At 71.7% G+C, this 22,993-nt stretch carries 16 protein-coding genes; 10 read left to right on the top strand and 6 right to left on the bottom strand.

The genetic code is table 11. The annotated features are described in order from the left end of the window. Window positions 1-34: 34 nt before the first annotated feature. Complete coding sequence (aztB, locus tag ACWENQ_RS32805) at window positions 35-883, bottom strand: zinc ABC transporter permease AztB (RefSeq protein WP_452417685.1); 849 nt, start codon at window positions 881-883, stop codon at window positions 35-37. Window positions 884-932: 49 nt separating this feature from the next. On the opposite strand from aztB, the gene aztA reads away from it, so the two are divergent. The 4 genes from aztA (at window position 933) to ACWENQ_RS32825 (ending at window position 4,124) form a co-directional block, all read left to right on the top strand. Next, the gene (gene aztA, locus ACWENQ_RS32810; RefSeq protein WP_452417687.1) at window positions 933-1,562 is read left to right on the top strand and encodes a zinc ABC transporter ATP-binding protein AztA; all 630 of its coding nucleotides are present in this window, start codon (window positions 933-935) and stop codon (window positions 1,560-1,562) included. A gap of 182 nt (window positions 1,563-1,744) precedes the next feature. Further along, on the top strand, window positions 1,745-2,734 hold the full coding sequence (locus tag ACWENQ_RS32815) for a S66 family peptidase (protein ID WP_452417689.1): 990 nt from the start codon (window positions 1,745-1,747) through the stop codon (window positions 2,732-2,734). A gap of 95 nt (window positions 2,735-2,829) precedes the next feature. Beyond that, complete coding sequence (locus tag ACWENQ_RS32820) at window positions 2,830-3,228, top strand: VOC family protein (protein WP_449928093.1); 399 nt, start codon at window positions 2,830-2,832, stop codon at window positions 3,226-3,228. Between the two features lie 221 nt (window positions 3,229-3,449). Next, entirely contained in the window at window positions 3,450-4,124 is a 675-nt protein-coding gene (locus tag ACWENQ_RS32825) for a class I SAM-dependent methyltransferase (protein ID WP_452417691.1), read from the top strand. A gap of 384 nt (window positions 4,125-4,508) precedes the next feature. Here the strand turns inward: ACWENQ_RS32825 and ACWENQ_RS32830 are convergent, their stop codons facing one another. Both ACWENQ_RS32830 and ACWENQ_RS32835 read right to left on the bottom strand, forming a co-directional pair. After that, complete coding sequence (locus ACWENQ_RS32830; protein ID WP_452417692.1) at window positions 4,509-6,224, bottom strand: CDGSH iron-sulfur domain-containing protein; 1,716 nt, start codon at window positions 6,222-6,224, stop codon at window positions 4,509-4,511. Next, the gene (locus tag ACWENQ_RS32835) at window positions 6,221-6,520 is read right to left on the bottom strand and encodes an antibiotic biosynthesis monooxygenase family protein (protein WP_354912669.1); all 300 of its coding nucleotides are present in this window, start codon (window positions 6,518-6,520) and stop codon (window positions 6,221-6,223) included. Before ACWENQ_RS32835 ends, ACWENQ_RS32830 begins: the two co-directional genes overlap by 4 nt. Before the next feature lie 79 nt (window positions 6,521-6,599). Here ACWENQ_RS32835 and ACWENQ_RS32840 point away from each other — a divergent pair, with 79 nt between their 5' ends. Further along, the gene (locus ACWENQ_RS32840; protein WP_354912667.1) at window positions 6,600-7,172 is read left to right on the top strand and encodes a TetR/AcrR family transcriptional regulator; all 573 of its coding nucleotides are present in this window, start codon (window positions 6,600-6,602) and stop codon (window positions 7,170-7,172) included. A gap of 179 nt (window positions 7,173-7,351) precedes the next feature. On the opposite strand, the gene ACWENQ_RS32845 is transcribed toward ACWENQ_RS32840, so the two are convergent. The 3 genes from ACWENQ_RS32845 to ACWENQ_RS32855 all read right to left on the bottom strand — a co-directional run bounded on the left by ACWENQ_RS32845 (window position 7,352) and on the right by ACWENQ_RS32855 (window position 15,760). Beyond that, complete coding sequence (locus tag ACWENQ_RS32845) at window positions 7,352-11,383, bottom strand: S8 family serine peptidase (RefSeq protein ID WP_449928083.1); 4,032 nt, start codon at window positions 11,381-11,383, stop codon at window positions 7,352-7,354. A 224-nt stretch (window positions 11,384-11,607) separates the two neighbouring features. Beyond that, on the bottom strand, window positions 11,608-14,454 hold the full coding sequence (locus ACWENQ_RS32850) for an ATP-binding protein (RefSeq protein WP_449928081.1): 2,847 nt from the start codon (window positions 14,452-14,454) through the stop codon (window positions 11,608-11,610). Window positions 14,455-14,584: 130 nt separating this feature from the next. Further along, window positions 14,585-15,760, bottom strand: a complete 1,176-nt coding sequence (locus ACWENQ_RS32855; RefSeq protein WP_449928079.1) for an ROK family protein — start codon at window positions 15,758-15,760, stop codon at window positions 14,585-14,587. A gap of 142 nt (window positions 15,761-15,902) precedes the next feature. Between ACWENQ_RS32855 and ACWENQ_RS32860 the strand changes: the two genes are divergently transcribed. The 5 genes from ACWENQ_RS32860 (at window position 15,903) to ACWENQ_RS32880 (ending at window position 22,961) form a co-directional block, all read left to right on the top strand. After that, window positions 15,903-17,543, top strand: coding sequence for a beta-N-acetylhexosaminidase (locus ACWENQ_RS32860; protein ID WP_452417693.1), 1,641 nt, complete (start codon window positions 15,903-15,905; stop codon window positions 17,541-17,543). Further along, entirely contained in the window at window positions 17,540-19,912 is a 2,373-nt protein-coding gene (locus ACWENQ_RS32865; protein ID WP_452417695.1) for a phospholipase D-like domain-containing protein, read from the top strand. The genes ACWENQ_RS32860 and ACWENQ_RS32865 overlap by 4 nt, the downstream gene beginning before the upstream one ends. A gap of 72 nt (window positions 19,913-19,984) precedes the next feature. Further along, a complete protein-coding gene (locus tag ACWENQ_RS32870) occupies window positions 19,985-21,229 on the top strand; it encodes an ABC transporter substrate-binding protein (RefSeq protein WP_452417696.1) in 1,245 nt (414 codons plus the stop codon). Window positions 21,230-21,232: 3 nt separating this feature from the next. Further along, on the top strand, window positions 21,233-22,159 hold the full coding sequence (locus tag ACWENQ_RS32875; RefSeq protein WP_452417698.1) for a carbohydrate ABC transporter permease: 927 nt from the start codon (window positions 21,233-21,235) through the stop codon (window positions 22,157-22,159). Further along, entirely contained in the window at window positions 22,152-22,961 is an 810-nt protein-coding gene (locus tag ACWENQ_RS32880; protein WP_452417699.1) for a carbohydrate ABC transporter permease, read from the top strand. Before ACWENQ_RS32875 ends, ACWENQ_RS32880 begins: the two co-directional genes overlap by 8 nt. Window positions 22,962-22,993 lie beyond the last annotated feature (32 nt).

Genomic DNA, 22,993 nt, shown 5'->3' on the forward strand with positions numbered 1-22,993 from the left:
GTGCGGCCGGCGGACGGCGTCGCCGCCTGCCGCCTCATGCCGACCGCCCCGGACGCGGGCGCGCGGGGAGCCCTGGACGCAGGCTCGAGGCCAGCGCCGATGCGAAGAACAGGGCCACGGCCACGGCGGCGATCGTGGCGCCCGCCGCGGTGCCCAGGTGCCACGAGAGCACGAGCCCGCACACCGTGGCCAGGGCACCGATCAGCGCCGCGCCCAGCATGATCACCGGGATGCGTCGCGCCCACAGCGCCATGGCCGCGGGCGGCGCGACGAGCAGGCCGAACACCAGCAGGGTCCCGACCACGTGGAAGGAGGCCACGATGGCCAGCGTCACCAGCCCGATCAGCAACGCCTGCGACAGGCGTGGGCGCAGACCCAGCGTGGACGCCTTGCGCGGGTCGAAGGCCAGCGCGACGAAGCAGCGGTGCCCCAGCACGGCGAGCGCGACGGCGATCACCAGCGCGGCCGCGAGCAGCCGCAGGTCCTGTGCCCTGACCGCCAGGACGTCGCCGAACAGGAACGCGGTGAGGTCGACGGCGAAGGACTCGGCGTGCGAGACGATGATCACTCCCAGGGCGAGCATGCCGGCGAACAGCAGTCCGATGCTCGTGTCCTGGGACAGGCGTGGCGACCTGCTCAACACCGTCACTCCCAGGGCCATCGCGCCCGCGCTGAGCGCGGCGCCCGCCAGCAGGTTGCCGCCGGTCAGCGAGGCGAGCGCCACGCCGGGCAGCATGCCGTGCGACATCGCGTCGCCCAGGAAGGCCATGCCGCGTAACACCACCCAGGTGCCGGCCAGCGCGCAGATCGACGAGACCAGGACTCCGGCCCACAGGGCATGACGCACGAAAGCCACCTCAAACGGATCAAGGAGGTATTCCATGGCGACACACCCTATAATGAAAACCGTTATCGATTTCAAGGAGGTTGGTGTGGCAGTCGTCCTGCGCGCCCTCAGCGCCGGCTACCGGCGCCGGACGGTGCTGCACGAGATCACGGCGAACCTGCCCGGCGCCGCCGTGACAGCCGTCGTCGGGCGGAACGGCTCAGGCAAGTCGACGCTGCTTGCCGTACTGGCCGGAGTCGTCAAGCCTTCAGCGGGCTCGATCGAGCACGCCAGCCGCCGGATCGGCTTCGTCGTGCAGCGCAGCGCCGTCTCCGACACCCTGCCGATCACCGCGCGCGAGACCGTGGCGATGGGACGCTGGAGCCACCGTGGTCCCTGGCGGCGCCTGTCACGTCACGACTGGGCGGTCGTCGACGACTGCATGGCCCGGCTGGACGTGCTCGACCTGGCCAGGCGTCCGCTCGGCGAGTTGTCGGGCGGTCAGCGGCAGCGGGTGCTCGTCGCCCAGGGCTTGGCGCAGGAGCCCGACCTGCTCCTCCTCGACGAGCCCGAGTCGGGACTCGACGCCGCGGCCCAGCGGCGCATCGCCGGCGTCATCGCCGAGGTGGCCGCCTCCGGCATCACGGTCGTCCAGGCCACCCACGACCTCGCGGCCGCGTCCCGCGCCGACCACTGCCTCCACCTGGAAGACGGCAGGCTGCGTGAAGCCCCGTAGGACCGCCGGCGTGTACGCGCGGCGCCGGGACGAGCCATGCTCGCGCAGCCGGTGCCCGGCCTGGGGGGCGGGTCTGGCCTGCGGCGTCACGGTCGGCCTCGCCTCGCATCTCCTCGCCTCACCTCACCGAGCCGGCCCCGGCCGACCGGACTTGATCGAGCAAGGCGGTTACGCTTCCGGCAATGGACGCAATCTTCCCGCCCAAGCTGAACAGAGGCGACGTCATACGAGTGGTGGCACCGGCCAGGTCCCGCGCGTTGGTGACGGAGCACGACCACACCGACATCATCGAAGCCCGCTTCGCCGATCTCGGCCTGACGCTGTCCTACGGTCGCCATGTCGACGAACGGGACGCCTTCGACTCCTCCGGCATCGCCTCTCGGGTCGCCGACCTGCACGAGGCGTTCGCGGACCCCTCGGTCGCAGCGATCATGACGGTGATCGGCGGCTACAACTGCAACGAGCTCCTGCCCTTCCTGGACTGGGAACTGATCCGCGCCAACTCGAAGATCCTGTGCGGATACTCCGACATCACAGCCCTGCAGAACGCCATCCTGGCCCGGACGGGTCTGGTCACCTACTCGGGGCCGCACTGGTCGACGTTCGGGATGCGCGATCACTTCGAGCAGACCTTGCAGTGGTTCACCGACGTGGTGTTCGGCGGCGCTCCGGTCACCCTGACCCCGGCAGCCGAGTGGAGCGACGATCTGTGGTTCCTCGACCAGGACAAGCGTGACCTGATCCCCAACGAGGGGTGGTGGCCGATCCGGTCGGGCACCGCCGAGGGAAGAATCGTCGGCGGCAACCTCTGCACCCTCAACCTGCTGCAGGGCACCCCCTGCATGCCCTCGCTCGACGGCGCGATCCTGATCGTCGAGGACGACTTCGAATCGCATCCGGCGACCTTCGCCAGGGACCTGACCTCACTCCTTCAGCTTCCCGACGCCGCCGGCATCCGGGGGCTGGCGATAGGGCGCTTCCAGAAGGCCAGCAACATGACCCGCCCGCTGCTGGAACAGATCGTCGCCGGCCAGCCGTCGCTGGCGGGCGTCCCCGTGCTCGCCAACCTGGACGTGGGCCACACCTACCCCTTGGCCACGTTCCCGATCGGGGGTACGGCCCGGCTCACCGTCGACGGCGACGAGGCCGGCCTGATCTTGCGGCATCACTGACGCGGCCACGTCGGCCGGGCGCATGGTCGGCGTGGTCGCTGACGTACGGCCGGCTGGTGGAGGAATCCTGGGGGAGGGCGTGGGACGATCTCCAGGTGATCGGTCACATCGGGATCAACGTGCCGGACCTTCCGACAGCGAAGGCGTACTACGACGAGATCATGCCGCTGGTGGGCTTCGAGGAGTTCTTCAGCGCCGCCGACGAGTTCTCCTACCGCCCGGCCGACGGCAAGCGCGGCACGTACCTGTTCGTCTATCGGGCTCTCGGGGACGGCGACTACTCGCGGCACAGGACCGGACTTCAGCACATCGCCTTCATGGTGAAGACCCGGTCGGCCGTGGACGCGGTGCACGCCCGCGCGGTCGGGCTCGGCGCCACGGTGCTGCACGAGCCACGGCACTTCCCCGAGTACCCGCCGCCCTACTACGCGACCTTCTGGCTCGACCCCTTCGGGATCATGCTGGAAGCCGTGTGCCACCACGACCGGGACTGACCGCGGCAGGTGCCATGTCGGCCGCCGGCGCAGCCCTGCCGCTGTGTTCTGCCGCGTCAAGATCCGGACAGCTGCACTGGTGATCGACCGGCTGGTCACCCGACCGGGCCCCACCGCACACCCCGCCTCGGCAGCGGCCGCTCGATGTCGGCCCACAAAGGCGATTCAGCGCTGGACGAAGTCGCCTCGACTCCGCCCGATCGCCGGCACAAACTCGGATCATGGCGCCCAGAGCAGCGTACGACGAGATCGCCGACTGGTACGAAGCGGAGTTCCTGGCCAGGCAGCAGGATGATCCGCTGGGACTCGGCCGCGCGCTGCGCGATCTGCTCGGGCCGGGCGGCGGGGTGTGCGTCGAGGTGGGGTGCGGCACCGGTGTGCACGCCGCCGCGGTGCGCGAGCTCGGCTGGACACCGGTGGGCCTCGACCTGTCCGCGGGGATGTTGCGGCACGCGAGGGCTCGGCTGCCGGTCGCGCTCGCCGACGCCGAGCGGCTGCCGATACGCGACGGCGCCGTGCCGGCGGTCATCGCCATGATGGTCCACACCGACATGCCGGGGTATCCGGCGGTGCTGCGCGAGGTCGCCAGGATCCTCCAACCCGGTGGCGTGTTCGTGCACGTCGGTGTGCACCCCTGCTTCTGCGGCGGGTTCGCCGATCGCGGCGACCCGGAGGCGGTGGTGATCCGTCCCGGCTACCTCGACGGGCACTGGACCAAGGCGTCGTGGACGGACCAGGGAGTGCGGGACAAGGTCGGTGCCACGCACCGTCCGCTGCCGGAGCTGCTGCACGCCTTCCTCGACGCGGGCCTGACGCTCGACCGCTTCGCGGAAGGCGGCAGCCCGGCTCCGGTCATGTTCGCGATCAAGGCCCGCAACGGCGACCGCCCCGCATGACCCGTAGGGCGCGGTCGGCGGCCGCCACGCGGTACGGCGTCGCGATCTCCGTCCTGCTCACGGCCGGCGGCGGATCAGATACCGGACGTGGGGCGTCTCCGGCCACTCGTCATCGAGCTCCCTGCCGACGAGCCGGGCGATGGCGGCGATAGCCGTCGCGATCATCTCCTCCGTGGGCGATCCCATGTCCCCGGGGACGTCCCAGCCGGTGGGCATCCGCAGGCCCCTCCGCGTGTTCTCGCAGCGGGATGAGGATCTCCTCCAGCGGCACGGAGAACGTGGGCCGGCCGTCGATCGCGTATTCCACCCGGTGCGGGCGCGGCCGTGCCTGCCGGATTCCGGTGGCAGCACCTCTCCGCGAGCCCCGCCGGAAGGCGGCGCCGATCAGGGCGCATAGCCCTCGGCGATCCAGCGGGCGAACAGGTCGACGTGCTCGGCGGGCCAGGCGCCGTCGCAGGGCATGCTGCCCTTGCGGAGCCGGGCCAGGATGGCGTCGGCGTGCCGTACGACGTCTTCGTGGGACCACAGGTCGAAGACGAAGCTCATCGACCTGCGGTCCATCTCGCGGAACAGCGGCTTGATGTGGTCGGCGAAGCCGACCGGCTCGTCCGATGCGGGAAGGTGCACCTCCGTCCTCTCGACGGGCGGGGCCAGCGCGGAGACGCGCGAACCCGGTCTGGCCTCGCACACCCACCACCATTGCGGTACCGGCATGTGCGGGGGCGGTGTCGCGCCGGGCTGCGAGTTCTCCAGCGCGATCCTGGAGCCCCATTCGATGTAGGCGGCGAACGCGGCGCGGAACTCGGGATCGGTGGGCAGGCCCGCGTCGTCGGCGGCCCGGCTGATGAGCTGCGCCCAGCGGGATCGCCACTGTTCGGTCAGCGCCTTGCCCGCGTGCTCGGCGACCATGTGGTCGTAGCCGCCGTACTGCTCCGTGTAGAGCTTGGGGCCGCCGAAGGTCTCGGCGAGCCAGGCGGCGACACGCTGGGGATGGTCCGGCGACATCCGGGCGAACAGCGGCCCGAGCAGGTCGTCATGCGGCACGTACTTCTCGTAGAAGATGCGGGTCATCCGCGTCAGGGCGGGCAGCCCGCCGGCCCACTCGAACAGCGTGGGCTCCTCGGAGAGCGGCGGGTCGGCGAAACCGACGTGGTAGTGCATGCCGCTGCAGATCGGCTTGTTCCGCGAGTGGCCGCACCGGCAGAGGCTGTAGTGCTCCCTGGAGTCGTCGCCGTCGAGCGGGATGCCGCCGGTGATCCGGTACGGGCCGTCCTTGGACACCTCGATCGCGGGCTCGCGTGGCGGGACGGGGGCCGTCCCACCGTCGATCGCCTGCCCCAGCGCGCCCGACGGGCAGGCCCGTACGGCGCGGACGATCTCGTCGGCCCTGCCGCCGCTGGGCGCCACGAACGGCTCCTCACCAACCCGGAACACGGTGGGCAGCCGGTCGGTGCAGAAGCCCGAGTGGGCGCAGATGCCGCGGTTGTCGAGCACGGTGACCTGCACGCCCTCGTAGGACTCCTGCCGGTCGGGCACCCGGGCGGGATCCTTGTCGCCCTTGAACCCGATGCGGGCGTGGCTGCCGTCGCACAGCGGCTTGACGGCGGAGGCGCCGCATCGGCACAGGGCCATCTGCGGGAACGTCTGGATGGGCTCGCCCAGCCAGTTGGTGATCTTCGTGGGATTGGTGACCAGGTACGGCCCGTCGACCGCGACGTCGATCCGTGTCTCCAGATCGCCTTGGAGGCCGGACAGTTCCTCGATCCTGGCCGCCATGGCCGCGGCGTCCTCCGCGAACAGGCAGGCCAGGTGCTGTAACGCGGCCGTGGCCTCGATCAGGCCCTCAGGAGCTCCTGGCCGGGCGCGCAGCCGCGTGGCGTCCTTGGCCAGTTCCCACAGCCGCTCGGCGGGCGAGCCGGTCTCGGTGACCTTCGGCTCCGTCCCGACCTCGAGCCCCGCCATGGACTCCCGGTCCGGTCCCGTCGCGGCTTCCTCGACGGCGGCGGCGAGGGGCCGGATCACCGTCTCGGCCAGCGGCTCGCCGGGCGCCAGGTCGCGGTTGAGCAGGCGCGCCCGCGCCAGCAGGGCGGCCGTGCTCATCGTGCCCCGAACAGCGCGGTGTAGTGCTTCATCTCCTCGATCTGCGAGAAGAAGGGCTTGACCGCGGTGAAGAACTCGCCGAACCGGGCGCTGCGGCGAAAGCCCTGCTCGTGCCCCTCGACCGAGTCCCATTCGATGCGGACGGTGTAGTGCTCGGGCTCCTCGACGCCGCGGGCGATCTCGTAGGCCAGGCAGTGCGGGTCGGCGTCGAGGACGCTCGATGCCGTCTTGTACGCCTGCTCGAACTCCCCGGCCCGGTCGGATGGAACGGTGTATCGGATGTACTCGATGACCACGATAGAACCTCTTCAGTACTGTGGTGCGAGACGAACTTTCATTACATTACAGCATTGTAATGAAACTAGGGGCTGGATCATGACACGAAGGACCGGACGAGCACGGGACTCCTCCATCGACGACCGGATCCTGGCCGTCGCCCGACGGCATCTGTCGGTGTACGGATACGAGCGCATGTCGCTGGCCGCCGTCGCCCAGGAGGCCGGCACCACCCGTCCAGCCCTGTACCGCCGCTGGCCGGGCAAGGCCGAGCTCGCCGCCGCGGCGGTCGCGAGCATGGCCGAGGAGGAGGAAACGAGCCCGCCGCGCGATCCCTACACCGCCCTGGTGGCCGAACTCGCCGACTTCGAGCGCGGGGTCTCCAGGCCAGGCAGGCTCTCGCTCGTCGGCAGCATGCTCCAGGACACGACGCAGCCCGAGGTCCTGGCCCGCTACAGGGCCCGCGTGGTGGCCCCGCGACGACGCCGCCTCCTGGCCATCCTCCAGGCCGCCAAGGACGGCGGCCTCATCGACGCGGACGCCGACCTGGAGGTCGCCGTCACCATGTGCACGGGAAGCTGGTACGGCCGCGCGCTGGCCGAGTCCACCCCGCCGCCGCGCTGGCCGGAACGTACCGCGGCCCTGGTCTGGCGCGCCCTCGGCGGCCGGTGACGACCGGCTCTGCGAGGGCGCGGGGCGGCGGTGCCCGCGGGGCGGCCAGGCCTTCAGCGTCGGCCGACCGAGATCACTTTCCCGGTCTCGTTGTTCTTGACAACCCAGATTCTTGCGGATCGCCCGTCACGCTGGGCTGGTGACCGCGGCCGCCGGGCGGGTGGCCGCGGTCCCCTCGGTCAGCGGAGGTTGAACGCGCGGAGGGTGGTCTGCCTGACGCGGTTGCCCGCCGCGTCCCACGCCTCCACCTTCAGGCTCACCGCGCCCTTGGTGGCGCGGTAGGCCGGGTACCTCGCGCCGGCGGTGTATACGCCATCCCGGCTCCGCTTGAGGTCGGCGGGCTGCCAGGTGGCGCCGTCGTCGGTGCTGGTCCACAGCCGCACGCCCGAGATCGCCGGCATCTTCGCCGCCGACGGCCCGTGGTAGGCCTCCAGCTCGAACGTGTGCCTGCGCCCGGCCGCGACGGTGTTCGCGGCGGACAGGCTGTCACCGAGGTCGTAGCTGACGTAGACCGCCGGGGTGGTGCGGCACTGCTCGACCAGCCCGTCCACGAACCAGGCGTAACAGTTGGAGCCCGGCCTCAGCTGCTCCTTGGCCGGCGGCGCGGTGAACGTCCACTCGATGTCCTGCAGGTCGTTCTTGGCCGTCAGCCGGTAGACGCCCTGCTCCTTGGGCAGAGGGTAGCGCGGCAGCGTGTCGAACCCCGGCAGAGGGGCGTTCGGGATCTCCTTGCCGTCGCGGTACAGGTGCAGGTCGTACTGGGGCGCCAGGTCGCCGAACGCGACGCCGTCGTCGCGCCGTTCCCCGACCCCGCTGACCATGGACGGCGTCACCCACAGGTTGCCGTCGTGCATGCAGATCGCGCACGGCACCCCGATGACGAGCTGCTGGAGCGGGGCCGCGTCCGGGTCGCCGCCGAGCGCGTACAGCTTGTCGGAGGCCGTCGAGGCGCCCGGCGTGCTCGGGGTGGCGAACCACTGCTGGCGGGTGCTGCCCGGCCGGTCGAAGACGTCGGCGCGGTATCGGGTCTCCTGGACCTCCGCGCCGGGTTCGGACGTGACGAGAGCGGACATGCCCGCCTCGCTCACGATCTTGGGGTCGAGCGGCCAGACCCACTGCGACCTGCGCTCCGGCATGGGGTAGGCCCATTGCAGGATGTTGGTGTTGGTCACCGCGTAGGAGATGTCGTCGGTCTTCCACGTGCTGCGCCAGTTCATGTACTTCGTGTACGGCCCGGCGTGCATATCGAAATCGACCCGGTGCAACTGGCGCTCGGTCACCTCGTACCGCATCGAGTCCGGGACGCGCCCGTCGACGTACGGCTTGAACACGTAGGAGTACGGCGTGTTCGGCGTGCCCTCGACCCGGATGGTCACCGGGCCGCGACCGGCCTCCTGGCGGATCTTCGTGCCTTCGGCGTTGGAGACGTAGGCCACGGGGATGTTGACCGGCTTGAACGGCCCGCTGAACGGCTTCTGCGTGATCTGCAATGGGATCGGGCAGGCGGAGGCCCGCTCGTTGAAGGCCAGGACGCCGGCGGCGCCCGCGTCCCTGATCGGGTCCACGCGCTCGATCTGCAGGCCGCACGCCGTCCCGAAGATCCCCTCGGCGGGCTCGGCGTCGATCAGCACGAGCGCGCCGCGCAGGTCCTTGCCCGCGAGGTCCTCGGGACGGCCCTTGCCGGCGTCGACCACCCGCAGGTCCTTGGTGCCCTCGAACGGGACGTACCCGGGGTGTATCTCGCCCGCGTCGATCGTGTGGACCCGGGAGACCGGGTGCAGGGTCGTGCGCCTGGGCGTGCGCATGGTCATGGTGACCTCGGGCACGCCCAGCTCCCACTGGCCGGTGAAGCGGAAGCCGCCCTTGGTGACCTTCTTGGTCGGCAGCGCCCACACCTTCTCCCATCCGCCGAGCGGGCGGCCCGCCAGGAGCGTGCCGCCGAAGACCTTGCCGTTCGGCAGGGTGCGCTGGAAGAAGACGTCGTAGGTGTTGTTCAGCGGCTGCGCGGTCTTCGGGGCGCTGAAGCTGATCTCGGTGGCCTTGCGGGCGTCGAGGGTGATTTCGGTGTCGCCGGTGATGGTCAGCTCGGGCTCGAACAGCCAGGCCCGGTTGGCGCGGTCGTCGCCGTCCACCCAGTCGAGCACCTGCAGCAGGCTGACGGTGCCCGCCGGGACCCGGGTGACGACCAGGCCCTCGTCGTCGATGCGGCTGGGGCCGAGTTCGCCCTTGGTGCCCTCGACGTCGAGCACGCTCATGGCCGTCGGGGTGCGCGGCCTGCCGTCCCGGTCCAGGGTGCGGATGGTCAGGTCGTACGTGGGGACGTCACGTACCGCGCCGAGCGGCGTGGTGAGCCGCACGCCGTCGGCCTCGGCCGTCACGGCCCCGCTGTAGGTCCCGACGGCGAGCTCGGCCGGGTCGAGGGTGACAGTGGTGCCGGCCGTGCCGCCGGCGGGGACGGTCAGCGTCGCGTCGGCGAGGACCGGCTTCGCACCGCCGCTCATCGCGGCCTTCAGCGTGAGCGTGACGGGCTGGTCGCCCAGGTTGCGGTAGGAGATCTGGCCGGTCTTCGGCGCGCTGCCGCCCTCCAGCAGGCCGAAGTCCACGCCGCCGCTGTCGGCGAACACCTGATGCCGGGTCGCGCGGTCCAGGTCCACCCGGCCGGCGCCCTGCTCGTAGACCGTGAAGCCGTCGTCCTTGGAGGTGGACATCAGGGCGGTCTTGAGCTGCCGGCCCGTCCAGTCCGGGTGCTGCTGGGCCAGGATCGCGACGGCGCCGGCCACGTGCGGCGTGGCCATGGAGGTGCCCGAGGCGCCGGTGTAGTGCTCGTCCACCGGGGAGCCCATGGCGGTGCCGGCCGCCCGCGCGGCCACGATGTCCACGCCGGGCGCGGCGATGTCAGGCTTGAGCCCGCCGCCGGGGCGCGGCCCGCGGCTGGAGAACGCGGCGAGCTGGTCCTTCTTGTCCACCGCGGCCACGGTCAGCGCGGCGTCGGCCGCGCCGGGCATGCTGATCGTCTCCGTCTCGTACAGGTTGCCCGCGGCGACCACGAACAGCGTGCCGGTCTCGGCGGTCAGGTCGTTCACGGCCTGGCTGAGCGGGTCGGTACCGTCGCTGGGCGGGCCGCCGAGGCTCATGCTGACGGCCTTGGCGCCGCTGCGCGCAGCCCACTCCATGCCCTCGATGATCCACGACTCCTGGCCGGAGCCGGTGTTGTCGAGCACCTTGCCGACGACGAGCTGCGCGCCGGGGGCAACGCCCTTGTACCTGCCGCCCGAGGCCGCGCCGGTGCCGGCGATGGTCGAGGCGACGTGCGTGCCGTGCCCGTGCCCATCCTGGACGGGCAGGTCGGGGACGAACGACTTGCTGTCGGCGATCTTCCCGGCCAGGTCGGGGTGGCCGGTATCGGCGCCGGTGTCCAGGACGGCGATCTTGACGCCGGTCCCGTCCTGGCCGCGCTCCCACGCCTGGTGGGCGCCGATCATGGGGACGCTGACGTCCAGGTCGGCCTTGACCTTGGCGTCCAGCCAGAGCCTGGCGATGCCGCCGCGCAGCGTGCCGGGTGCCTTGGCCAGGCCCTGCCCGGCGGTCCGCGCGCCGCGTACGGCCTCCCAGAACGTGCCCGCCTGGGCCTTGGTGACGTCGAGGGCGGAGGCGTGGATGCTCTCCAACGTCCGGGTGGGGTCGCTGGCGGGGACGGCGGCGGCCGAGCGCTTGACCGCGGCCTCGGTCTGGTCGCTCGGGTATTGCACGATGACCGGCAGCCGCTTGGCGACGTCGTCGGAGTAGCCGTTCTCGGCCAGGTACTTGACGTCGAACAGCCGCCTGTCCACCAGCCCCTCCTGGACGGCGGCGACCGCGTCGTCCGGCAGCACGAAAACGCCGTCCGGGGTGAACTGGGTGAACAGGTTGATCCGGCGGCCGTCCTGGCGCGTGCCGGGGGCCGGCTCGACGCGGTACTGGCCGGCGGCGGACCGGGTGAGCTGGACCTTGTCGCCCGTGATCAGCGTGACGACGACCTTCTGGGCGCGCACCCCGGACAGGGTGACGTCCTTGGCGGCCTGCGCGGGGGCGGCGGGAGCGGCGGGGGAGGGGGCGGGGGTGCCGGGCGTCGCGGCGGTCGCCGGTCCGGTGGTCAGCACGCCGGCGAGCGCGGTGAGCGCGGTCAGCAGGACGCCTGTCCGGCGTGCCAGCGGGGGGCGGGGCAGTGCCATGGTGGCCTTTCTGGCGGGGGAAGGGGGTCAGACGGGTTCGAAGCCGTCCGGGGGGCGAGGGGGCTCCGGGGTCTCACTGTGAAGGGAGGGGCCACCGGGAACGGGGTCTTCCGGGTCTGGCGGGCCGGGGTCTTCGGTGGTTTCGGACATGCCGAAAGTGTCGCGGCAGCCGTATGGGGTGGGGTATGGGGTGCCCTATGGGGAAAAATCCCCAATTTAGGGATTCAGCGGCCGGGGAGGAGGTGGCGGGCCAGCTCTGTCCGCGACCGCGCCCCGACCTTGCGCATGGCCGCGCTCACGTGCTTGTCCACCGTCTTCGGCGACAGGAACAGCTCCCTGGCGATCTCCTGGTTGGTCAGCCCCTCGGCCGCCAGCCGGGCCACCTGCTCCTGCCGGGCCGACAGCGCGTGGTCGTTCCCCGCCTGCGCGGGCGCGCTCTGCGCCGCCGGGCGGACTCCCCACCTGCGGCCCAGCCCGGTCGCGCGGTCGAGGTCCCAGCGCGCCCCGAGGTCGGCGTACACCGCGACGGCCCGGCTGAGCCGCCCGGCGGCCTCGGGGTCGTCGAGGGCGAACAGGCAGGCGGCGGCCTGCTCGCCGGCCTGCGCGGCCTCGTACCGCGCCGGGATCAGCTCGAAGGCGTCGGCGGCGGCGGCGAACTCCGCCGCGGCCCGCGCCCACTGCCCGTCGGCGGCGGCCATCAGACCGCGGGCCTGCGCGAGCGCGGGCGTGGCCAGCGGCGCGTCGAGCCCGGCCAGCCGGGCGGCGTGCCGCGCGACGACGTCGGCGGCCTCGTCCGGACGGCCCGCCGCCAGCAGCGCCTCGGTCAGCGCGGGCAGTGCGCGTACCGCCACCGGCCACAGCTCGCTCGCCTCCCAGTGGAGGCCCGCCTCGACGGCCGCCTCGATCGCCGGCTCCGGCTCGCCCCGCGCGGCGGCCACCCTGAGCAGCATGGCCAGCGGCAGCACGAGGTCGTCGAACTGCCTCCGGGTGCGGGCCTCGGCGGCGGCGTCGAGCAGCGGCGGCAGCGCGGCCTCCTGGCGGCCCTGCACCGCGGCCAGGCAGGCGGTCACGATGTCGACGAGGATGCGCTCGTGCGGCTCGTCGCCGAAGTGGTCGCGCAGCTCCTGGAGCCTGGCCGGCAGCCCTTGCCAGGAGCCCTCGAAGTAGTCGGCCGCGGCCAGGTTGACCAGGCAGCGCAGTTCGAGCCGCTCGCGCAGGTCGGGTTCGGCGCCGTCCTCGACGGCCGCGGTCAGCAGGCGGCGGCCCTGGCGGTGGTGCCCGCTGAACAGGGCCGCGCCCCCGATGGAGCGGTAGGCGTTGACCTCGCGGCGCAGCAGCCGCCGCCCGCCGGTCTCCCGCAGCAGGTCGCCGGCGAGCGCGGCCCAGCGCGGATCGCCCATCACCACGAAGATCATCGCGATCTTGCCGAGCACCAGCATCCGCATGGCCGGATCGGCGACGGCGGGCAGGGTCGCGAGCGCCCGCTCCAGCCAGGACCTGCTCTCCTCGGGCGGCAGGTCGCTCGGCGGGCGGCCGACCCCGGCCATGGCCCACGCGGCCAGCCCCGGCTCGCCCGCGAGGTCGTCGGCGGCCCGCGCGAAGGCCTCGCCGATGCGGGCGCCGTCGGTGCGGGTGCGCTCCAGGTGCAGCGCGAGCAGCAGGCGCAGGTGGCCGCGGAGCGGGGGCGGCACGTCCTGCTCCAGCGCGCAGTTGACCAGGTCGGCGACCGGCGGTGGGCGTAGCAGCTCCAGGGCGGCCCAGCCGAGCTTCACCGTCAGCTCGGCCCGCCGGGCCGCGGGCAGGTCTGTGTCGCGCAGCACGTCCTCCAGCAGGCGCGCGGCCTCGGCGTCGTCGCCCAGCCTCGAGGCCTGCTCGGCCGCCTCGATCGCGGCCTCCACCCACTGCCCGGCCTGGCCCGCCTGGCGCAGGTGGTGGGCCAGGCGTCCCAGCGGCACCGGGCGCAGCCCGCGTACGGTGTCGGCGGCGGCGGCGTGCAGGGCCTGCCGGCGGCCGAGCGGGATTGCCTCGTAGACCGCCTGCGCCGCCAGCACGTGACGGAACCCCACCAGCCCGCCGGTGTCGGCGAACAACCCGGAGCCGAGCACCTCGTCGATCGCCCCGACGTCGGGCCCCGACAGCAGGGCGACGGGCACGGGGAGCTGCAGCACGGCGGCGCGTTCCGCCACCTCCTTGGCGCCGGGGGAGAGCCGGGCCACCCGTTCCTGCACCGAGGCGCGCACGCCGCTCGGCACGTCCAGGTCCTCCAGCGCCCGCCGCGCCCAGCCGCCCTCCCACCGGATGAGCGTGCCGCGGTCGCGCAGCAGCGCCAGCAGCTCCTGCACGGCGAGCGGCAGGCCGGAGGCCCGCAGGCACAGGTGCTCGGCGAACTCGGCCGTCACCTCCTCGGCCCCGAGGATCGCCGAGGCCATCACCCGCGTCTGGGCGGCGTCGAGCGGCGGCAGCACCAGATGCTCGGCCGTGATCGTGTCGGGGGCGCGCGCCGTGATCGCGCGTACCGCCCCTGACGCCTCCTCGCTCCGGTACGTCAGCACCACCCGCAACGTGCCCGGCAGCACGGACATCAGGTACGTCAGGAACTCGACCGTCTGCCCGTCGGCCCAGTGGAGGTCCTCCACCGCCAGGACGGCGGGGCCGAGCGCGGTCAGCACCTCGGCGAGCCCCCGGAAGACCCGGTGCCGCTCGGCCGCCCGGTCGTCGAGCGGCGGCGGCGTCTCCGGCAACACCCCGGCCAGCTCGGGCAGCAGCTCGCGCAGCGCCCCCGCGACCGGCGACAAGGCCGCCCCGGCCAGTTCGGGCGCGCGTCCGCGTAACGCCTCGACGACGGGCCCCAGCGGGAACGGCTCCCTGATCTGCACGCAGGCCCCGCTCAGCACCCGCAGGCCCGCCACCGCGGGACCGCCGAGCAGCTCGGCCGTCAGCCTGGACTTGCCGATGCCGGCCTCGCCCTCGACGACGGCCACGGCGGGCGCCCCGGCGACCAGCGCGACGAGCCGGGCGAGCTCCCTCTCCCGCCCCACCAGAACCGGGGAGACCACTCGCCCAGCACGCACCCGCTCATTCAACTGCACCGGAAGTCTTAGATCAACGTCACGGCGGCCGCCGCTCCCGGCCTCCGGACCTGGGCGTCCTGGACGACGTCACAACCAGCCGTCCTCACGCACGCTCCCGATATTTGGTGAACTAAACCATTAATGATGGAGGGGCGTCTGCGGGCAACGGGCCGGTCTCGGGGTTGAAGAGCGTCTTGGACAGACGCTCGATGCCGTAACAGACGGCGCCGACCGCCACGCACTCGTCGCCGAGCACCGAGGCCCGCACCTCCGGAGTGCGCAGGCACATCGTCTCCAGTTCGTCCCTCAGCGGCTCCAGGAGCACGTCGGCCGACCGGGAGAAACCCCCGCCGAGCACCACCAGGTCGGGATCGACGGTGAGGGCCATCGCGGAGGTGGCCAGCGCGAGCACCTTGACGTACCGCAGGACGGCGCCGCGCGCACCGGCGTCGCCGCGCCTGGCGGCCTCGAACACCGCCCCCGCGACCGCGTCGGGCGGCGTGCCGGGTTCCACGGCGGGGACGGCCTGCAGGAGCTCGCCCACGTGACCGAGGTTGAACAGCGGGTGCACGCCGATCTCGCCCGCCGCGCCCCCGCCGCCGCGCAGGGGGACCCCGTCGAGCACGACGGCGGCCCCGGCCCGCCTGCCGACGTGCAGGAAGATCAGATTCCGGGTGTCGCGGGCGATGCCTCTGCGGCACTCGGCGAGTGCGGCGAGCCGGCTGTCGTTCTCCACGAGGACCGCGCAGCCCAGCCGCGCGCCGACGTGATCGGCCAGCGGCACGCTCGACCAGTCCTGGATGGCCCGGGACAGGACGACGCGTCCTTGCAGGTCGACGTAGCCCGTGCTGCCCGCGACCGCGATCCAGACGTCGGAGGCGGAGGTGCCCGAGCCGGTCAGGCAGGCGTCGACGGCCCTGTCGACGGCGGCCAGCCGCTCGGCGCGCGGCTGCTCGGGGGTGACCGGCTCGCGCGTGGTGTGCAGGACGTTGCCGTCGAGGTCGGCCACGACCGCGAGCACCTTGTGCGCTCCTATGTCGAGCCCCAGCACTCGGCCCGCTTCCCCGCGGAACCGGTAGCGGCGCGCGGGCCTGCCCTTCTCGCCGCCGCTCGGATCCATCTGGGCCACCCAGCCCAGCTCCATCAGGTCGCTGACCACCACCTTGATGGTGGCTCTGGCCAGGTCGGCGCGCTCGGCGAGCCTGGTCAGCGTCATCGGGCCGCCGACGCGCAGGGCGGCGAGCGCGGAGAGCGCGTTGAGACGCCGGAGCCGTTGAAGGTCGCCGCCAGTCACGGGGTGCGTCACGGATAACCCTTCTTGACGAATCTTAATGGTGGACTTCATCATAAATTCCCATCGGGACGGTCATCCACCACGACGCAAGCCCGCCCGCCCGTACGGCGACACGACCGTCGAATCCCGCCCCCCGACCCCTCAGGGACCTGACTTGCTGCTGCCACGACCCGTTCACCTCACCCGAGACGGCACGGAGCCCTTCACCCTCACCACGGCCACAGTGATCGCCGCACCCCCCGAGCTCGCGCGGGTGGAAGGCTGGCTGCGTGGCGTGCTGTTCCCCGTGACCGGCCTGCCGCTGCCGCCCGGAGAGGCGCGGCCCGGGGCGATCGAGATCACCCTGGCGGCCGGGCTCGGCCATGAAGCGTACCGCCTGACCGTGCGCCCCGGCGGGGTGCGCATCGAAGCGGGGGACGCGGCGGGGGCGTTCTACGGCGCGCAGACCCTGCGCCAGCTGCTGCCGCCCGCGGCCTTCCGCAGCGGCGCGGTCGGCGAGCGGGACTGGCTCGTCGCCCCGGTCACCGTCGAGGACCGGCCGAGATTCCGGTGGCGCGGCTGCCTCATCGACGTGGCCAGGCACTTCCTGCCCAAGCCCGACCTGCTGCGGTACATCGACCTGCTGGCCGCGCACAAGCTCAACGTGCTGCACCTGCACCTGACCGACGATCAGGGCTGGCGGTTCGAGGTGAAGGGGTACCCGAAGCTGACCGAGGTCGGCGCCTGGCGGAGGGAGAGCCCGCTGGGGTCACGCCGGCACGGCGTCTTCGACGGCCGCCCGCACGGCGGCTTCTACACCCAGGACGACCTGCGCGAGATCGTGTCGTACGCGGCGGACCGGTTCGTCACCGTGGTGCCCGAGATCGAGCTGCCCGGGCACTCCCAGGCCGCCATCGCCGCCTATCCGGAGCTGGGCAACCTCGACGACCCGCTGGAGGTCGCCACCCAGTGGGGCGTCTCCCCGAACGTGCTCAACGTCGAGGACGCCACGCTCGCCTTCTACCGGGACGTGCTCGACCAGGTCATGGAGATCTTCCCCGGCGAGTACGTCTGCGTGGGCGGCGACGAGTGCCCCAAGACGCAGTGGCGGGAGAGCCCGTCGGCCCAGCGGCGCATCCGCGAGCTCGGCCTGCGCGACGAGGACGAGCTGCAGAGCTGGTTCATCCGCCAGTTCTCCGACCATCTGACCGCGCGCGGGCGACGCCTGCTGGGCTGGGACGAGATCATCGAGGGCGGCCTGCCGCCGGCTGCGACCGTGGCGTCCTGGCGCGGCACGTACGGCGCGGTCGTGGCGGCCAGGGCCGGGCACGACGTGATCACGTGCCCGTTCACCCAGCTCTACCTCGACTTCCGGCAGTCGGACCGGCCCGACGAGCCGGTCCCGATCGGCAGCGTGATCTCGCTGCGCGACGTCCACGCCTTCGAACCGGTGCCGCCGGAGCTCACGGAGGCCGAGGCCGTTCGCGTGCTCGGCGCACAGGCGAACCTCTGGACCGAGCACATCGACTCGCCTCGCGCGCTCGACTACATGGCCTTCCCCCGCCTGTCGGCCTTCGCCGAGGTCGTGTGGAGCCCCGCGGGCGGCTACTTCGACGACTTCCGGGCGCGGCTGCACCACCACGAGCGCCGGCTCGCCGCGCTGGGCGTGGAGTACCGCAAGGAGTCCGGCCCCGAGCCGTGGCAGACGCGGCCGGACGTCAAGGGCTGGCCGCGCGAGCGGGCGGAGACCGAGGCCGAGGTGGCGGCCTGGACCCGCGGCATCCGACGAAACCTCAGTGGAGAGAGGCACGCATGACCAGACGCCTGTCTGTCATCCTCGTCTGCTTATCCTGCCTGCTCGGCGTGATCACCCCGGCCCGTGCGGCGACTCCCGAGCTGTCGGCGTACTTCAGCAGGCCGAGCGTCGACGGCACGCTCGACGGCTCCCTGCTGACGCGGTTGCTGGGCCTGATCGACCTGGCCGCGCCGGGTTCCACCCTGCGCGTGGCGACGTACGTGCTGGAGATCAGGACCGTCAAGGACGAGCTCGTGGCGGCGCACGATCGCGGCGTCGACGTACGGGTGGTGTCCGAGGGATCCGGTCACGACCCGCTGCTCGACGAGCTGGCCGCCGCCGGCGTGCCGGTCACGCTCTGCACCATGGGCTGCAACGGCCCGGACACCGACATCAACCACCACAAGTTCTTCGTGTTCAGCCGCCTCACGGACGGCAGGACCGACGTGGTCGCGCAGAGCTCGCAGAACCTCAGCGCCGACAACGGCCTCCACCAGAACATGCTGATCAGCTCGGGCGACGCCGGCCTGGCCGAGGGCTACCGGCAGGTGTTCGACACGCTGGTCTCCCGGGTGCGGACGACGTGGCAGGCGCCCTTCACCTCCGCCAGTGGCAAGGTCACGGTCTGGATGGAGCCCCGCGACACCGTCTACGACCAGGCTGCCTACGACAGCGCCGACCTGGTCGCGGCCATGATCAAGGACGTGGGCTGCCCCGGCACGATCCGCGTGGCGCAGGCGCAGTTCGCCACGGACAGGCCGCTCGTCATCGACGCGCTCAAGGCGAAGAAGCAGCAGGGGTGCGGCGTCCAGGTGCTCGTCGCCGAGGGCAACCAGACGGTCTCGACCGCCCAGGAGCTCGCCAAGGGCGGCATCGTGGTGCACACCTTCAGGCCCGGCGGCTGCCACTACCCGGCCGGGGACACCTGCGCGCCCGACAACCTCCACTCGAAGATCATCCTGGTGAACGGGCCGTCGGCGGCAGCGGGCGGCGCGACGCGGCGCTACGTCTACACCGGCTCCCACAACCTCAATGCCGGCTCCCTGACCGCCTCGGACGACTCCTTCATCCGTATCGACGACGCGGGGATCTACGCGGCGTACGACGCGGACTTCGCCGCGATGCTGGACGAGATGATTAAGTTCGTCCCCTCCGCCTATCCGGACGCCGCGCTCCAGATGGCCGCCAATGGCCCCGACGACCAGCGGGCGCCGAGGGCGGCCGCCATGCGCGCCGGCTACACGGCCGTGGCCTGGGAGGGCGACCGTGATCGTGCCTCGGTGGACGGCACCGAGGTCTACGCGCGCATCTACCACGACGGGCAGCCGGTGACCGGCCCCGTGAAGGTCTCGATGGGCGGGGCCGGGTGCGCGACCGGCTGGAACCACCTGCAGCCGGCGGCCGGCGTCGACGACACGGGCAACGCCTACGTCGCCTGGGCTGAGGACGGCGACTGCCGGGGCGAGCACAACATCGCGGTGCGCAGGCTCTCGCCGTCGGGCACGCTGAGCTCGACGATCTGGGCGAACGACCCGCAGTGGAGCGGCGACCAGACCCGGCCGAGGATCGCGGTCCGGGGCGACGGCGGGTTCACGGTGGTCTGGGAGGACGCGCCGACCAAGACCGTCCGCGCGGCCGGCTACGCCTCGCTGACCTCGCGTGCCTTCGCGCCGGTCCAGGTAAGCGCGGGGGACCGGCCGGACGTGGCCGTCGACGGCGCCGGCACCGCGACCGTGGTCTGGCAGCAGGCGCCCGACGTGTACGGCAAGCGTGTCTCGGCGACCGGCGCGACCGTCGCCGCCGCCACGAAGATCAACACCAATGCGGCCACCGAGCACCTGGCCCCCGCGGTGGCGACGACGGCGGGCGGCGACAGCGTCGTCGCCTGGAGCGACAACGTGGCGGTCGCCGGAGGGGACGTGAAGACCGTCTGGCGGGTGCGGACGCGGGGTCTGACGCCCTCCCTGGGATCGAGGTTCGCGGAGAACCCCGTCGCGTTCGGGAAGTACGCACCGAACACGGTTTCCGACGGCGGCAAGGAGTACCCGCCGCTCTGCGGGAGGGTGTCGTCGGTGGACAGGTGCGCGGTCCAGGGATCGCCGTCCGTCGCCGTCGACGACAGCGGACGGTTCGTCGTCGGCTGGACCGAGTCCGACATCTGGAACGCCGGCCGTTCCTTCGAGGTGTACGCCCGCGGCTTCAACGCCGACGGGACGACGGCCGGCCGGTTCCCCTGCGAGCGCATGAACCCGAACACGGCCGGCAGCCAGTCGGCCACCGCCGTCGCCGCCGACGCCACCGGCTTCCACCTCTTCTACGCCGAGGACTTCGACGTCAACGGATACAGCGATGTCGTGGCGCGGACCGGCTTCACCAACACCGAATTCTGAGCCGGGCGCCGCTCCCTCGCGATCGAGACCCTGACCACCACCCCCGGCGCTTCCAGAGAGAAGGAACCCCCCGTGCGTCTGCGTATGGCATTGGTCGCCGCCCTGGCCGTGACCCTGGCCGGTTGTGGCTCCGGCACCGATACAACCACCAACTCCGGAAAAATCACGATCAGCTACGCGATTTGGGAGAAGAACGACCAAGCCAGCACCCAGAAAATCATCGACGCCTTCCAGAAGCAGCACCCCGACGTCACGGTCAAGCTGGAGATCACCCCCTGGGACCAGTACTGGATCAAGCTCCAGACCGCCGCCACCGGCGGCGCGGCCCCCGACGTCTTCTGGATGAACAGCCTCAACGTCCGCCTGTACGCCAAGGGCGGCGTGCTCGCCCCCATCGAGAACGCCGACGTCAGCGCCTTCCCGCAGGCGATCGTGGACGGCTACCGCTACGACGGCAAGCTGTACGGCATGCCGCGCGACGTCGGCCTCCCCGTGCTCTGGTACAACAAGGAGCTCTTCGACAAGGCCGGCGTCAAGTACCCGACCGCCGACTGGACCTGGGACGACCTCAGGGCCGCCGCCAAGAAGCTGACCGACCCGGCCACGAAGCACTACGGCCTGCTGGCCCCCATGTGGGACCAGGGCGGCTTCTACCCCACGATCGTCCAGGCCGGCGGCCACGTCATCTCCGCCGACGGCAAGAAGTCGGGCTTCGACGAGCCCGGCTCCATCCAGGGCCTGGAGTTCTGGACCGACATGATCAACAAGGACAAGGTCGCCCCGCCCGCCCAGGCGACCACCGACACCGACCCCGTACAGCTGTTCATGACCGGCAAGTACGCCATGTACTACGGCGGCTCCTGGCTCGCCACCGCGTTCAAGGCCGACACCGAGCGCGGCGACAAGGTCGACGTGGCGCCCCTGCCCAAGGGGCCGGCGCAGGAGGCCGTCATCCTGCTCGGCCTGGCCAACGCCGTCTCGGCCAAGAGCGAGCACCCGGTCGAGAGCGCGCAGTTCGCCACGTTCCTCTCCTCCGAGGAGGCCCAGAAGATCCTCAGCGACACCGGCGGCGCCTCGGTCTCCTCGCGGGCGGGCACCCAGGACGGCTGGTTCAACGCCTTCCCGAACTACCACCTGAAGGAGGCGTTCGACGCCTCGATCCCGCACGGCGTGCCGTACCCCGTCTCCCTGAACACCGCCAAGTGGCAGGACGTGCAGAACAAGCTCCTCGCCGAGGCGTGGGCGGGCAAGCGGCCGACCGCGGACGCGGCCAGGGAGATCGCCGCGCAGATGAACGAGATCCTGGCCAAGGAGTAGCGGATGCTGCTGACCGAGGAACGGGTCGCCGTCAGGACGGCCCGGCCTGGGCGGCGGCCACGCCGCGACTGGCTCTGGGGTTACGGGCTGATCGCGCCCATGGCCCTCGGGCTGGCCGTGTTCTACCTGTGGCCGATCGTCCAGACGCTCTACCTGAGCTTCACCGAGTCCGGCGTGTTCGGCGGGCAGACGTGGGTGGGGCTCGACAACTTCGCCGCCCTCTTCGGCGACGAGGAGATGCTCGGTGCGCTGCGCAACACGCTGCTCTACTCCGTGCTCGTGCTCATCGGGGTGCCGCTGGCGATCGTGATCGCGGTGCTGCTCAACGTGCCGGGGCTGCGCGGGCTCGGCTTCTTCCGCACGCTGTACTTCCTGCCGGTGGTCACCATGCCCGCGGCCGTCGGCCTGACCTGGCGCTACCTGTACAACGGCGACTTCGGCCTGATCAACTACCTGCTCGGCGAGATCGGGATCGACGGGCCCTACTGGGTCTCCGACCCCGAGTTCGCGATCTACGCCATCGCGGTGGTCGGGATCTGGAGCTCGCTCGGGTACAACGCCGTGCTGTTCCTGGCCGGGCTGCAGGGGATCCCGAAGCACTATTACGAGGCTGCCGCGATCGACGGCGCGGGCAGGGTGCGGCAGTTCTTCCGCATCACGCTGCCGCTGCTCACACCCACCACGTTCTTCGTCATGGTGATCACGCTGATCAACGCTCTGCAGGTGTTCGACCTGGTCTTCCTCATGATCGACGTCAAGAGCCCGGCGATGGCGGGGAGCCGTACGATCGTCTACCTCTTCTACGAGCAGGGCTTCGTGCAGAACAGCCGCGGCTACGCAGCCGCGATCGCGGTCGTGCTGCTGGCCCTGATCCTCGCGCTGACCGCCCTCCAGTTCAGGCTGCAGAGGCGGTGGGTCCACTATGAGTAGGCGCTGGATCGTGTACGCGGTCCTGCTCGTCGGTGGGCTGATCATGATCACGCCGTTCGTCTGGCAGCTCGTGGTCTCGCTGCAGACGGTCACCGAGTCGATGCGGGTGCCGCCCAGGCCGGTCCCCTCCTGGCAGTGGCACAACTTCGCCGACGTGTTCAGGACCGTGCCGCTCGGGCGGCAGTTCCTCAACACCGTGATCGTCACGGCGGCGGTGACGGCCGGGCAGCTGCTGCTCTGCTCGCTCGCGGCCTTCGCCTTCGCGCGGCTGGAGTTCCCCGGGCGCGGGCCGATCTTCATGCTGTTCCTGGCCGTGCTGATGGTGCCGGGGGAGCTGTTCCTGCTGCCCCGGTACGAGATCATGCAGGGGCTCGGCTGGCTCAACACCCTCCAGGCGCTCATCGCCCCCGGGGTCTTCGGGGCTTTCGGTACGTTCCTGCTGCGGCAGTTCTTCAAGACGCTGCCCAGGGAACTGGACGAGGCGGCGCGCCTGGACGGCGCCAACCCGCTGCAGATCTACTGGGGGATCATGCTGCCGCTGGTGCGGCCCGGGCTGCTGGCGCTCGGGCTGCTGACCGTCATGTGGTCCTGGAGCAGCCTGCTCTGGCCGCTGGTGGTCAACACCGACCCGGAGATGATGACGCTCTCCGCCGGGCTGGCCTCGCTGCGCGGCCAGTACCTGACCGATTACCCGATCCTCTTCGCCGGGTCCGTCGTCGCCTCGCTGCCCGTGATCGTTCTTTTCGTGGTCATGCAGCGGCAGCTGATCGCCGGGATCGCGTTCACCGGCTCGAAGGGCTGATCCGCCAGTCTTTCCTCCCGTTGTATCCCCTA

The organism is Nonomuraea sp. NPDC004354 (assembly GCF_053602555.1).

What these genes read in the sequence shown, in the direction of transcription:
- ACWENQ_RS32815 (WP_452417689.1), top strand. Translation starts at nt 1,745, where the DNA reads ATGGACGCAATCTTCCCGCCCAAGCTGAACAGAGGCGACGTCATACGA.
- ACWENQ_RS32840 (WP_354912667.1), top strand. Translation starts at nt 6,600, where the DNA reads ATGACACGAAGGACCGGACGAGCACGGGACTCCTCCATCGACGACCGG.
- ACWENQ_RS32830 (WP_452417692.1), bottom strand. Translation starts at nt 6,224, where the DNA reads ATGAGCACGGCCGCCCTGCTGGCGCGGGCGCGCCTGCTCAACCGCGAC.
- ACWENQ_RS32865 (WP_452417695.1), top strand. Translation starts at nt 17,540, where the DNA reads ATGACCAGACGCCTGTCTGTCATCCTCGTCTGCTTATCCTGCCTGCTC.
- ACWENQ_RS32880 (WP_452417699.1), top strand. Translation starts at nt 22,152, where the DNA reads ATGAGTAGGCGCTGGATCGTGTACGCGGTCCTGCTCGTCGGTGGGCTG.
- ACWENQ_RS32825 (WP_452417691.1), top strand. Translation starts at nt 3,450, where the DNA reads ATGGCGCCCAGAGCAGCGTACGACGAGATCGCCGACTGGTACGAAGCG.
- ACWENQ_RS32845 (WP_449928083.1), bottom strand. Translation starts at nt 11,383, where the DNA reads ATGGCACTGCCCCGCCCCCCGCTGGCACGCCGGACAGGCGTCCTGCTG.
- ACWENQ_RS32875 (WP_452417698.1), top strand. Translation starts at nt 21,233, where the DNA reads ATGCTGCTGACCGAGGAACGGGTCGCCGTCAGGACGGCCCGGCCTGGG.
- aztB (WP_452417685.1), bottom strand. Translation starts at nt 883, where the DNA reads ATGGAATACCTCCTTGATCCGTTTGAGGTGGCTTTCGTGCGTCATGCC.